Annotated in this window: 12 protein-coding genes and 1 pseudogene; 10 read left to right on the top strand and 3 right to left on the bottom strand. The window is 61.5% G+C overall.

The window, feature by feature from the left end; translation table 11 throughout:
- Window positions 1–147 precede the first annotated feature (147 nt).
- The 9 genes from ugpC (at window position 148) to H6851_08350 (ending at window position 8,401) form a co-directional block, all read left to right on the top strand.
- On the top strand, window positions 148–1,257 hold the full coding sequence (gene ugpC / locus H6851_08390) for a sn-glycerol-3-phosphate ABC transporter ATP-binding protein UgpC (GenBank protein MCB9943620.1): 1,110 nt from the start codon (window positions 148–150) through the stop codon (window positions 1,255–1,257).
- Window positions 1,250–2,107, top strand: a complete 858-nt coding sequence (locus tag H6851_08385; GenBank protein MCB9943619.1) for a glucosamine-6-phosphate isomerase — start codon at window positions 1,250–1,252, stop codon at window positions 2,105–2,107. The genes ugpC and H6851_08385 overlap by 8 nt, the downstream gene beginning before the upstream one ends.
- A 24-nt stretch (window positions 2,108–2,131) precedes the next feature.
- On the top strand, window positions 2,132–3,163 hold the full coding sequence (locus tag H6851_08380; protein MCB9943618.1) for a Gfo/Idh/MocA family oxidoreductase: 1,032 nt from the start codon (window positions 2,132–2,134) through the stop codon (window positions 3,161–3,163).
- Between the two features lie 105 nt (window positions 3,164–3,268).
- The gene (locus H6851_08375) at window positions 3,269–4,519 is read left to right on the top strand and encodes a sugar ABC transporter substrate-binding protein (GenBank protein ID MCB9943617.1); all 1,251 of its coding nucleotides are present in this window, start codon (window positions 3,269–3,271) and stop codon (window positions 4,517–4,519) included.
- Window positions 4,520–4,578: 59 nt separating this feature from the next.
- Window positions 4,579–5,478, top strand: a complete 900-nt coding sequence (locus H6851_08370; protein ID MCB9943616.1) for a sugar ABC transporter permease — start codon at window positions 4,579–4,581, stop codon at window positions 5,476–5,478.
- Between the two features lie 12 nt (window positions 5,479–5,490).
- Entirely contained in the window at window positions 5,491–6,303 is an 813-nt protein-coding gene (locus tag H6851_08365) for a carbohydrate ABC transporter permease (GenBank protein ID MCB9943615.1), read from the top strand.
- A gap of 4 nt (window positions 6,304–6,307) precedes the next feature.
- Window positions 6,308–6,691, top strand: coding sequence for a carboxypeptidase regulatory-like domain-containing protein (locus H6851_08360; protein ID MCB9943614.1), 384 nt, complete (start codon window positions 6,308–6,310; stop codon window positions 6,689–6,691).
- A complete protein-coding gene (locus H6851_08355) occupies window positions 6,688–7,578 on the top strand; it encodes a polysaccharide deacetylase family protein (protein ID MCB9943613.1) in 891 nt (296 codons plus the stop codon). Before H6851_08360 ends, H6851_08355 begins: the two co-directional genes overlap by 4 nt.
- Before the next feature lie 46 nt (window positions 7,579–7,624).
- On the top strand, window positions 7,625–8,401 hold the full coding sequence (locus tag H6851_08350) for a 5-oxoprolinase subunit PxpA (GenBank protein MCB9943612.1): 777 nt from the start codon (window positions 7,625–7,627) through the stop codon (window positions 8,399–8,401).
- A 60-nt stretch (window positions 8,402–8,461) separates the two neighbouring features.
- Here H6851_08350 and H6851_08345 read toward each other — a convergent pair whose 3' ends face one another.
- Window positions 8,462–9,409, bottom strand: coding sequence for a nucleoside recognition domain-containing protein (locus H6851_08345; protein ID MCB9943611.1), 948 nt, complete (start codon window positions 9,407–9,409; stop codon window positions 8,462–8,464).
- Between the two features lie 132 nt (window positions 9,410–9,541).
- Here H6851_08345 and H6851_08340 point away from each other — a divergent pair.
- Window positions 9,542–9,746, top strand: a pseudogene (locus H6851_08340) (IS256 family transposase).
- 42 nt (window positions 9,747–9,788) lie between these two features.
- On the opposite strand, the gene H6851_08335 reads toward H6851_08340, so the two are convergent.
- Together H6851_08335 and ada are read right to left on the bottom strand one after the other, a co-directional pair.
- The gene (locus H6851_08335; protein ID MCB9943610.1) at window positions 9,789–10,961 is read right to left on the bottom strand and encodes a tetratricopeptide repeat protein; all 1,173 of its coding nucleotides are present in this window, start codon (window positions 10,959–10,961) and stop codon (window positions 9,789–9,791) included.
- A gap of 62 nt (window positions 10,962–11,023) precedes the next feature.
- A complete protein-coding gene (gene ada / locus H6851_08330) occupies window positions 11,024–12,145 on the bottom strand; it encodes a bifunctional DNA-binding transcriptional regulator/O6-methylguanine-DNA methyltransferase Ada (GenBank protein ID MCB9943609.1) in 1,122 nt (373 codons plus the stop codon).
- Between the last annotated feature and the right edge of the window lie 67 nt (window positions 12,146–12,212).

Raw genomic sequence — 12,212 nt, 5'->3', positions numbered from 1 at the left:
GGACAATGATCGCCGACCGGAGCCGAGCCTGCGGGCTTGAATTATAAATGCGCTTGTGAAATCTTCCCTTTGGGGAGAAATGGCCATGCATGATGGTTCCGGCCTGTCGATCTGGTGTGCCAGACGCAAGATGTTGGGCGACATCTGATGGCCACCGTCCGGATCGACGAGGTCAGCAAGCACTACGACAATGTCATGGCCGTCGATCGGATCAGTCTTGATGTCGCCGACCGGGAATTCATCGTCCTTGTAGGCCCTTCCGGATGCGGCAAGAGTACAACCTTGCGCATGATATCCGGTCTGGAGGAAATCAGTTCGGGGACGATCCGCATCGGTGATCGGGTCGTCAATGAGCTGCCTCCGAAAGAGCGCGACATCGCGATGGTGTTTCAGGACTATGCCCTGTATCCGCACATGTCCGTTTTCGAAAACATGGCATTCGGCCTGCGCTACAGGAACTACTCGAAGGACGAGATCCATCGCCGCGTCCGGGAAGCCAGCAGGATCCTCGAAATCGAACCGCTGCTCGATCGACGGCCCAAGCAATTGTCGGGCGGTCAGCGCCAGCGCGTCGCCATGGGCCGGGCGATCGTCCGGGATCCGCAGGTATTCCTGTTCGACGAGCCCCTGTCCAACCTCGACGCCAAGCTGCGGGTGCAGATGCGCACGGAAATCAAGCGCCTGCATCTGAGGGTTTCGACGACGGTCGTCTATGTCACGCATGACCAGGTCGAGGCAATGACACTCGCCGATCGTATCGTCATCATGCGTGACGGCATCATCGAACAGGTCGGCACGCCCGACGAGGTCTATAATCATCCGGCCACCAGCTATGTCGCGGGCTTCATCGGCGCACCGACGATGAACCTGTTTCCGGCCGGGTTCGTCCGCAACGGCGACGCCGGAGTGCTTCGGCTGGCCGATGGCCGTCATGTCGATATCGGCCCCATGCCGCAGTCCTGGAGCGGGCTTGCCGAAAGTACACGGCTTCTCGTGGGGTTGCGACCTGAAGAATTTCACGCCGATCCGGGCCCCGGCCCCTCCATTGAGGTGACTCCGGATGTCAGCGAGTCTCTGGGCAGCGATACGCTGGTATTCTTCTCGCTGGCCGGCACGGAGCTCGTTGCCCGGCTGCCGCCACGCATGATCGACCTGTCGAACAAAACGCTGCGGCTACGTTTCTCACCTGAACACCTTCACCTGTTCGATGCTGCAACCGGCAAGGCTGTAGCCCGGGGAGTACCATTGCATGGATGAGCTGACCGCAAGGGCTCTGGCCATTTCGCCCGAAGCGCTCGGACGCGACACCCGTTTCCGGTTCGAGAAGATAGCCGATGCGCCAGCACTCATCCGGCGCATGGCCGACGACATGCTCTCCGACTTCCGCGATGCCAGGGCGGCCGGACGTGAAAAGGTCGTGTACATCGTTCCGGTCGGCCCGGTTGGCGCGCTTGATCTGGTCGCCGAGGACTGCAATCGCGACGGCATCAGTCTTCGCGATCTGGTTGTCATCAACATGGATGAGTACCTGACCGAAGATGGTCGAAACTTCATTGATATTGCCGACCCGCTGAGCTTTCGCGGCCACATGGAGCGCCATTTCTGGCAACGCCTCGATCCGGCGCTTTCCCCACCTGAAGACCAGCGCATCTTTCCCGATCCGGCCGATCCGGCGAATGTGTCCCGTGCCATCGAGAAATTCGGCGGGGTCGATGTCTGCTATGGCGGGGTCGGCATCACCGGTCACGTGGCGTTCAACGATCCACCGAACGAGAATGATGCCATCAGCGATGATGCCTTTGCGGCATGGCCGAGCCGGGTGGTCGAGCTTTCCGTCGAAACCCGGGTCATCAACAGCGTCACTGCCGTTCGAGGCAACATCCAGCGCATTCCCCGTCATGCCGTAACCGTCGGCATGAAGGAAATCATCGAGGCACGCCGGGTGCGGCTCTATCTCAACCGTCCCTGGCAAAGTGCGATCGCCCGCCGTCTGCTGCATGGCCCGAAGACTGCCGCCGTACCCGCGTCATTGTTGCAGGAGCACAACGATTGCCGGGTGCTGGTGACCGACGAGGTTGCCCAATTGCCGGAAGCCACCTTGCGATGATGCGTGGATTGCGATGAGAGGCACATGACACAGAAATGGGGCCTGATCGGTTTCGGCCGCTTTGGCAAACTGCACGCGGAATCGATCGCGCGGGCGCCGGGTGCCGAACTGGCGACCATCGCCGTTGCCAGTGAACGGTCTGCCATGGAGGCGAAAGCTGCTTATCCCCATGCGGAGATCACGACCGACTGGCACAGGCTGGTCGCCACGCCGGACCTTGATGTCGTCGATGTTGTCTCTCCCAACGCCCGGCACGCGGAGATGGCCATCGCCGCCCTTGAAAATGGCCATCACGTGCTCGTCGAAAAGCCGCTGGCAACAACGCTGTCCGATTGTGACCGGCTGGTTGAAACCGTCGACCGGACCGGGAAACTGCTGTCGGTCGGCTTCGAACTGCGCTTGTCGGTACAATGGCGGCGAATCAAGTCGCTCATTGATGAGGGCCGTATCGGTCGCCCGCGTTTCGTCAACGTGACATTGTTCCGTCACCCCTATCGGTCGGGCGCGGGCGGATGGCGGCACGATTCCTCCGCCGTCGGTTCATGGATCCTCGAAGAGCCGGTCCATTTCTATGACCTTGCCATGTGGTATCTCGAAAGCCTCGGCGACCCGCTCAGCGTCAACGCCCACGGAACGTTGAGCGAAGCGGCTGACAAGATGATCGACAACCTTGCTTCCACCATCCGGTTTTCCGGCGGGGGACTGGCCTGCGTCGCCCAGACGCTGTCAGGTTTCGGCCACTACCTTGTCGTCGAGGTCAGCGGCAGCGAAGGCGCCATACGTGCAACATGGTCGGCAAACGATGCGGCCAGCACCGAACCGGTCTTCGATCTTTTCGTCGGCCCTGTTGGCATGACAGCGCCCGAGAAAATCAATCTTGAGGGAAAATCCGGAGAAGTATTCGAACTCGCCGAACAGATCCGTCTCACCGTCGAGAAATTCGATCACGGGCAACCGCTCATTGATGTACGCGAAGGCCGCAAGGCCGTCGTCGTCTGCCTCGAAGCCGAACGTTCGGTGGTCGAGCGAAGGGAGATCGCACTGAAGTTTACATGAACGATCTGTGAAACATTTGTTTCGGATCGAAAATCCTTGATTGGGAGGAAGGATCGGATTGCGTGACACTCCCGTCGCCACCGATCCTCTGGAAAGGATGAGACCATGCAAAGACGACAGTTTCATTCCACGGTCGCCGCATCCGTCGCGCTGGCGGCAACCTTCGGCGGTGCGGCGCAGGCGCAAGAGAAGAAACTCACGCTGCTCACCTGGAACCTTCCCATCTACGAGGAAAAGTTCCGCGGGTGGATTGCCGACTTCCAGCAATTGCATCCCGATTTCACGGTCGAATGGCTGGACAAGAAGGGAACCGAGTTCGGTGCCTTCTACCAGACCCAGCTCGCCGCCGGGACGGCGCCGGATATCATCGACGTGCAGGGAATGCTCTGGGCGGAGTATGCCGCCAACGATGGACTGGTGCCACTAGATCCCTATCTCGAAAAGGAACCCGACGTTGCAGCCCGCTACAACAAGGATGGCATGCAACTGTGGAACTATAACAATCACCAGTATATGCTGCCTTATTACTATTCCAAGACATTGATGGTCTATAACAAGAAGCTCTTCGAAGAAGCGGGAATTTCTACTCCACCTTCGAACTTCGACGAGTTGTTGGATGCCGCCTACAGGATCAAGGACAGCGGTGATGGACGCACCGGTTTCATCACGCTGAATTTCGACTGGTTGTACTGGTCGATCATGGCGATGAACGGCATCGAACTGTTGAATGCCGATATGACCGAAGCCGCGTTCAACACCCCCGAGATGGTCGACGTCGTGACCCGCCTCGCGAAGGCGACGACCGACGGGGCGATCAACCCGATCTCCTGGACCGGCCGCTGGGTCGAGCCCAACAATGCCTTCGCCGCCGGCGACATCGGCATGTACCAGGGCCACGGCGCGGCACTCTTCTGGATCATGGGCCAGGCCGACTGGGCCAATGCCGACACGCTCGGCGTGGTGGAGTGGCCGGGCGGCTGGGGTGTCCCGAACGCGCACGGCCTCGGCATCTCGGCCTCGACCGAGCATCCGGACGAGGCCTTCGACTTCATCCAGATCGCCCTGAACGACAAGTGGCAGACGATCATGGCGGACAACTTCACCATCCTGACGCTGAACAACTCGGTCGACGAGGCGCTCATCGCCGGGCTCGACGACCCGCTCAAGGCGGCGACGCTCGAGCTCTCGCTCGCCAACATGGACAAGCAGACCGGCAACTGGGTGACGCCCCTCGACGCCCGGATCAAGGACGCCTTCTGGCCCGACATCCAGGCAGCTCTCCTCGGCCAGCGCGACCCGGCCGAGGCGATCGCCGACGCCGAGAACAAGGTCAACCGCGTGCTCCGGCGCGGCTGAGACCAGCGGGAGGCGTCGCCGCCGGCGGCGCCTCCCTCGCTCGCTTCGGGAACGACTGCGTGTTCGCCAGGAAGAGCCATCGCGAGTACCTGCTGGTGTGGCTGATGCTGCTGCCGGCGCTCGCCATCTTCATGCTGTTCCGCATCATCCCGCTGCTCTGGAACGGCGTGCTCTCGTTCCAGTTCTGGTCGCCGACCAAGCCCGCGGAGTTCGCCGGCCTCTATCACTACGAGGAGATGTTCCTCTACGACGACGTCTTCTGGGAAGCGCTGGTCAACACCTTCAAGTACATGCTGACGGCGCCCATCGCGATCATCCTCGCCTTGCTGCTGGCGCTGCTCGTCAACAGCCGGATCAGGGGCCGCGGCATCTACCGCACCATTATCTTCCTCAGCTACCCGCTCATGGTCGTGGCGGTCGGCATCATCTGGCGCTGGCTCTTCGACCAGCGGGTCGGCCTGATCAACTTCAGCCTGCGCTCGTTCGGCCTGATCGACGAGCCCATCGCCTTCCTCGAGAGCTTCGCCACGGCGCTCCCCTCGGTGATCGCCGCCGCCATCTGGCAGATCGTCGGCTTCTTCATGATCATTCTGCTCACCGGGCTGCAGAGCATCCCGCAGAACCTCTACGAGGCCGCCTCGATCGACGGGGCCAGCCGCTGGAGCCAGTTCTGGCGGATCACCCTGCCGCTGCTCCGGCCCTCGCTTTTCCTCTGCTTCGTGATCGGCATCATCGCGTCCTTCACCAGCTTCGACCTGATCTACGTGATGACCGGCGGCGGACCCGGCCATGCCACCGAGCTGCTTATCACTTATGTCTACAAGACGGCTTTCACGCTGACCCAGTTCGACTATGCCGGGGCGTTGACCATCGTCATGTTCCTGCTCTTCGTCGGCATTGCGCTCATCGGCAACCTGCTCGCCGGCGGCGATGCCGGCCGCGTCGACATCGCGGACTAGGGGAGCAAGTCGATGCATCGCTATCCCCGCTGGCCGATCCACCTGATCCTGGTGATCGTCTCGTTCGTCATGCTCGTGCCCTTCTACTGGGTCATCAAGACGAGCATCACCGGCGAGAACATCTTCAATTACCCGCCGTCGCTCTGGCCGGTCGATCCGCAGCCCTTCTTCTACGTCGATGCCTGGTACGCGATCCCCTTCCCGCGCTTCTTCCTCAACAGCGTGATCGTCGCCGGCATGGCGATCGTCGCCAACCTGATCATCAACGCGGCGGCCGGCTTCGCCCTGACCAAGAGCTTCCCGGGCAAGCGCTGGATGATCCTCCTCCTGCTCGCCTGCATGATGATCCCGTTCCACGCGACGATCATCCCGGCCTACCTGATCACGGCCCAGCTCGGCCTCTTGAACACCCATCTCGGCCTGGCGCTGCCGGCCTTCTCGCACATCATCTGCATCTTCCTCTTCAAGGCGAGCTTCGACGCGATCCCGCCGTCGCTCATCCAGGCGGCCAAGATCGACGGCGTGCCGGAATGGCAGATCCTGCTCAAGATCATGCTGCCCCTGGCCAAGCCCGCGGTCGCCACCAACATCATCCTGTCGTTCATCTGGTCCTGGAACGACTTCCTCTGGCCCCTGATCATCGTCCGCGATGTCGACATGCAGACGCTGCCCTTGGGACTTTCCACATTCCTGGCCTATTTCGAGGACACGACCGGCGCACTTTACGCCTTTTGCGTGATGGTCCTCGCGCCCGGCCTGCTGGTCTTCCTGCTGGCACAAAGGCAGTTCATCGCCGGTCTGACCTCCGGCGCGCGGAAGGGCTGACCCCATGAAGTTTGCCCGCGAATGGCTGTTCAATCGGGTCGTGATCACGTTCGCCCTGCTTGCCGCAATCATCATCGGCTGGAATCTCCATGTCTCCGCCCATGATGACGGTATTCTCGAAGGCGTGGTGATCGACGCGAATGGCAGACCTGTCGCGGGAGCCAGAGTGGTTCTCAATGAACGCACGATCACGAGCCTGTCGCCCATCGCCGAGACGCTCACCGGCGGGGATGGACGCTTCCGCTTTGCTGCCCACGACCGCCATGCCCTGGTGCTGGTTGCGGACAAGCCCGGTGTGGGCATGTCCGAGCGTGTCGAGGTCAGGCTCTATTTCCGCAACCAGAACCGGATATTGAAAGAACCCGTCATGCTGTTGACATCATCATGAGCGACAACATCGCAAGTCCCGTGGCCGGTGAACGGATCGTCATTCCACATGCCGATGATGTCGGCATGTGCCATGGCGCCAACCGCGCATACATGGAGATTGCCGGCCGGGGCTTCGTGACGACGGGTTCGGTCATGGTTCCCTGCCCGTGGTTCGGTGAAATCGCGGAGTGGGCTGGCGGTCGGGATGATGCCGATCTTGGCGTTCACCTGACATTGACCAGCGAGTGGCGACATTACCGCTGGGGACCCATTTCCACTCGGTCAAAGAAATCGGGCCTGATCGACAATGAGGGCTGCTTTCCCCACCGGGTTCCCGAACTTCGCGCGACCCTCGATCCAATCGCAGCAGACGACGAAATGCGCGCACAAGTTGAACGTTTCATCGGACGCGGGATGAGGCCAACCCATATCGACACTCATATGGGTGCGGCGATGGTTCCAGAGCTGATCGACATCACCATTGCCATTGCCCGGGACTATCACCTGCCGCTGCTGTTCCCGCGGACAATCGAGAGCTATCTTGACGTTCTCGATATCGGCCCCGTGGACCCGGCTTTCTATCGCGAGCGTCATGCCGGGTTGGAAGCCGAAGGGGCAACCTTCGTCGACCGCTTCATCATGACCCCCTGGGTCGCAAGCGATGCCGCCTTCGCCAGATACAGCCAGATGATTGAAAGCCTTCGGGTCGAGACGACCTTCTTTTCCCTGCACCCCAACGCTCCGGGCGATATCGAGGTGATCTGCCCCAACCTCGCTCATTGTCGGACCGACGAATATCGCCTTGCGGTGGATCGAAAGTTTCTTTCCATTCTTGAACGGGAGAAAGTCAGGATTGAGGGATTTTCAAAGTTACGCGATCAACTGAACCTGCCAACCCGCCGCTGAAGGCAGCGGCAACCTTCCGTCAACATTACCAAGGAAAGACTGTCACATGGACCGTATCGACCTGAATGCCGACTGCGGCGAGTCCTTCGGCCCATGGGTCATGGGCCATGACGAGCAGATTCTCGATATTGTCACATCGGCGAATATTGCCTGCGGTTTCCACGCGGGCGACCCCGATGTCATGGCCACGACCATGCGGCTGGCCACTGAAAAGGGTGTTGGCATCGGCTGCCACCCGGGGCTGGACGACCTGCGCGGCTTCGGACGCCGTCCGATCCCCACCGGCCGGGAAAACCTGCAGAACATGATCCGCTACCAGCTCGGCGCCTCCCAGGCGATGGCCAGGGCGGCGGGCAGCCAAGTCCGGCACTTCAAGCTGCATGGCGCCCTCTCCAACATGGTCACCAACGACAAGGCGATGGCCCGGGCCTGCTATGAGGCCGCCCTCGACATCGCGCCCGACATCACCATTCTGGTTCTGGCGGCCACACCGATGGAAGCGGCCGCCCGTGAACTGGGGTGCGCCTGGGCAGCGGAAATCTTCGCAGACCGCGCATATAATGACGACGCGTCGCTCGTCAATCGCAGCCTGCCCGGTGCCGTGATCCACGATGCACAACAAGCCGCCGGACGAATCGTCGAAATGGTGAAGGAGGGTGCGATCATCGCCGCATCCGGCAAGCGCATCCCCACCCGTATCGACACCGTCTGCGTTCATGGGGACAGTCCAGAAGCGGTGGACATCGCCCGTTCGGTCAGAACGGCCCTCGAAGCCGCCCGCATCGCCGTCCGCCGATTCCCGACACGTGACGGACGCGAATGACCGTCGACGGGAGACCTTAACGTTCCGGTGCGGCTGCTCATGGCCTGATTCTGTCGCATCTCAGGCCGCAGCAGTTTCGCATCCCTTGCCTCGCCTGTCGAACAGGATCCATGTGCGGATGATGACCAGCGACAGCAGGATACGGCCTGCGAACAGTGTCCAGAAGTCGCCGCCGATGGCGACCATGACCGCGGTGTCCTCGATCAACCCGTGACAGAGGGACAGCCAGATGAGCGCATCGGTACGCGCACGACGGCTGATCGATGGGTCCCTGCCGCGAGCGATGATGAGCCCGCCGCCGAAGGCGAGGCCGAGCAGGGCTCCGGCCGTGGTGATCGAGGTAACAGAGGAATCCAGGCCCGCCAGTCGCATGAGTGGCGCCAGCATGCCGTTGAGGATGCGGGTGAAACCGGTGGCATCGAAGATGTCGAACAGGAGCAGCAGGGCAAAGAGTATCGCGGCCAGCAGTCCCATGCCCGAAATACTGGCCCATGCCCATTCGCCGAGCGTGGATTCCGGACGGGCCAGGCCGGCAAAGTGGGAAAGATTGGCTGGCTGCGCCAGATAGCCGGTCGTCCGGCTGACGATGTCGATGAGCCAGGCAGCGATGACAGCGGCCAGCAGGCGCACGGCCGTCGTGCCCCAGAACGATCCACCCGCCCGGGCGACAATCGCCTGTTCGACAGGAATGGCATGGGCAAACAGCATCATGGCACAAATGGCGGTGAGCTGGGCAACGGTGATGTCGAGGCCCAGAAGCAGCGGCAGCGTCGCAATGGCACCGTAAGGACTGGCCAGTATCGAGGTCAGGACGACAATGGCCGCCGCACCCGGCAGGTTCACCAGCTCCATTGCCGGCACGAAGACGGGACTGATGCGGGCGATCACGTCGTAATGCTCGGCAATGCGTATCAGGATCATGATGGGCACCATGATCCGCGCCATTTCCCAGAAGGTCGAAAGACTGCGGCGACCGAGCGATTGAAGATAGGCATTGAGGCGAGTCATGGGTCCGTACCGACGATGGCCTCGGTGTTCGACACCTGAAGCGATGGAATGAACCTTCTTGTGCTGGCGAATATCCGGGCGCTCAAGCCCTTTTCATCAGGACCGGGCAAATGGCAGGCCGGCCCGTGAGACAATGCCTTGGTACATGCCGGGAAAACAGCCACCAGGCTGTCTCGGCCTTCATCGCCACGGCGTTCGCCCAACCCGACCATGCGGCTGCCAGGGCACAGTGGCGTCAGGTTGCCGACCAGATGCCCATGCCGACCAGATGCACCCCAAGCTACCGAAGCTCTTCACACTGGTGGACAGGGCTGAGGAAGGCATGCTGGCCTACATTGCGGATGATATCCGGACCAGCGGGGAAAGGGTCAGGGGTTCCTTACAGTTGAACCGGTGTACACGAAGCTGATTGTGCGCTCAGGACGCGGCATAGGCGGGTGGCCTCCGCCGCGGTCGCCACCGGGCCGACGAGGAGCGGTTCGTTTCCTGTTCCATCCTGGGCCAAGGGCTGCAGGCCGCGCGTCAGGTCTGCAAAGCGGGTCTGCAAGACGGACCAGCGCGCAATCGCGGCCTCCGCCGTGCCATATTCGCCAAGGTCAAGGAACCAGCTCTCGACCGGCCCTCCCCCGACCGAGAGATCTTCTCCGCCCAGCCCAATTCCGACAACCACGTTGGTCCCGAGTTCCCGGGACTGGCCCAGCGGCAACGCCGTTATATCCGGGCGCAACACCGCCGCCCTCGTCTGACTGGGCTGCATGGCCTGCAGGCCGGAATAGTAGGCAAGATTGTTGTCCACGGCCGCAGCATCGAGATCGAGGCTTGCAATCCTCCTCGCCGCGAGAATGTCGCCGTTCAGACCGTAGGCGAGTGCGAGATTCTGACGAATGCGAGGTGTAGAATCACCGCTCTCGGCCAAAGGCTTCAGAACGCCGATCGCTCCTTCGGTATCACCGGAAAGAGCCAGCGACAGACCCAGATTGTTCTGAAGCGAAATTGACGACGGATCATAGTACAGTCCGCGTCGGTAGAGTTCCGCGGCCCTGGCATGCTCTGCCTGCATGTCGTAGATCACGGCCGCCATGTTGATGATATGCAGATCATCGGGATGTTTTTCGAGGACGGGGTCAACATGCGCGGCAGCGGCTTCGGGACGCCCCAGCGCGATCATGGACCTGGCATAGCCGAGTGTGGATTCGATATCATCGGTCGAGACTGCCAGTGCAGCGGAATAGGCCTCGCTGGCCTCCTGCGGGCGGCCCAGCTTGTCGAGAACACCCCCCAACGACCGCAGGGCGTCGAGGTTTTTCGGCTCGCGCGCCAGGACATGGTCATAGAGCGCCGCCGCCGTTGCCAGATCACCCGAACCCTGGGCATCCCTGGCCATGCGCAGCAATCGCTCCGCCTGGGCGGCGGGGCCCAGTTCGCCCAGTTCCGCACGTGCGCCGGGGGTACGGGGCGCATCGCCCGGACCCATCTGGCAACCGGCAAGGGTCAGAACCAGCGCGGTTGCTACCAATCCGGTACGACACAGCTGCAGTTTCGACGAAAACATCCAAGGGATCTCCGGCAACATCCATTCAAGCGGATAATGAATGCCTCGTGGTGAAGAAACGGTTAAGCGGTATCGTTTTTTTTGATCTTCGATCTCTCGTTTTCGAGAATATGCCGCTTGCGGTCCGTTCCAGCCCGATATCCACCAATCGATCCATCTTCACGAACGACCCTGTGACACGGGATGGCCAGCAGCAGCGGATTGCGGGCGCAGGCACTCGCAACGGCACGAACGGCCGTCGGCGCACCAATCGCCCGCGCCACCTGCGCATAGGACCATGTCTCGCCACAGGGAATCGTCATCAGACCTTGCCATACCCGCTCCTGAAAGGCGGTACCGCGGATGTCCAATGGCAGGTCATGGCTCCGCTGCGGCTCCTCGATCAGGTCAATGACGGTCATGACAATCCGCTTCCAGTCACCATCACTCGGTTCCGGTGTCAGACATGCCCTGTCGAAGCGCTTGCGCAGGGCCGCTTCGAGCGCTTGATCGTCATCGCCTATTTCGATGGTACAGATCCCCGCCGCCGTACGGGCGACAAGCATGCGGCCAAGCGGGCAATCGGCCGTCATGAACGAGATGCGTTCGCCAACGCCGCCACGGCGGTAGCATTTGGGCTTCATGCCAAGTCGTTGACCATCCTTTTCATAGAAACGACTGCTCCCGCCATAGCCCGCGTCATAAAATGCACCGGTGACGCTATCCGCCCCCGGTAACAAGTCACGCAGACGCTGACGTCGCCTCGCCTGGGCAAAGACCTGCGGTGTGATGCCAAGCCGAAGGCGGAACATCTTGCGCAATCGCTCGCCACCGATCCCGGCAGCCGCGGCAAGATCGGCCAGCACGGGTACATCGTCACTGGCGTCGATCAACTCACAAATCTGGATCAGCTTCCGACTGTCTTCATCGTCACCGCGGGGCCGGCAGCGCAGACACGGACGAAAGCCGGCCATTTCAGCGTCGCGGGGATCATCGAAGAACAGCGTGTTCTCACGTCGCGGCCGTTTCGAGCGGCAATCCGGGCGGCAGTAAATTCCGGTCGTGCGCACGGCATAGAAGAATGAGCGATCCATGTTCCTGCCGGCCTCACCGCCATGGATGATGCGCCAGCGCAGGTCATCGAGCGTCTCGCCGACACGGTTCACCTCCCGCTCCTTCCCGTTTTCCAGACTTCGATCAAACACCCGCCATCTCCCGCATGCCGTCGAATGCACACTGCATCCAACGCATGCAGCCTATGGCCCGGACGGC

This window comes from Geminicoccaceae bacterium (assembly GCA_020638465.1).
Lineage (GTDB): Bacteria > Pseudomonadota > Alphaproteobacteria > Geminicoccales > Geminicoccaceae > JAGREO01.
Note: the sequence above shows the minus strand (reverse complement) of the source record. Positions and strands in the feature narration are given on the sequence as shown.

Coding starts and splice junctions, on each gene's coding strand:
- ugpC (MCB9943620.1), top strand. CDS start 148: ATGGCCACCGTCCGGATCGACGAGGTCAGCAAGCACTACGACAATGTC.
- H6851_08385 (MCB9943619.1), top strand. CDS start 1,250: ATGGATGAGCTGACCGCAAGGGCTCTGGCCATTTCGCCCGAAGCGCTC.
- H6851_08380 (MCB9943618.1), top strand. CDS start 2,132: ATGACACAGAAATGGGGCCTGATCGGTTTCGGCCGCTTTGGCAAACTG.
- H6851_08375 (MCB9943617.1), top strand. CDS start 3,269: ATGCAAAGACGACAGTTTCATTCCACGGTCGCCGCATCCGTCGCGCTG.
- H6851_08365 (MCB9943615.1), top strand. CDS start 5,491: ATGCATCGCTATCCCCGCTGGCCGATCCACCTGATCCTGGTGATCGTC.
- H6851_08360 (MCB9943614.1), top strand. CDS start 6,308: ATGAAGTTTGCCCGCGAATGGCTGTTCAATCGGGTCGTGATCACGTTC.
- H6851_08355 (MCB9943613.1), top strand. CDS start 6,688: ATGAGCGACAACATCGCAAGTCCCGTGGCCGGTGAACGGATCGTCATT.
- H6851_08350 (MCB9943612.1), top strand. CDS start 7,625: ATGGACCGTATCGACCTGAATGCCGACTGCGGCGAGTCCTTCGGCCCA.
- H6851_08345 (MCB9943611.1), bottom strand. CDS start 9,409: ATGACTCGCCTCAATGCCTATCTTCAATCGCTCGGTCGCCGCAGTCTT.
- H6851_08335 (MCB9943610.1), bottom strand. CDS start 10,961: ATGTTTTCGTCGAAACTGCAGCTGTGTCGTACCGGATTGGTAGCAACC.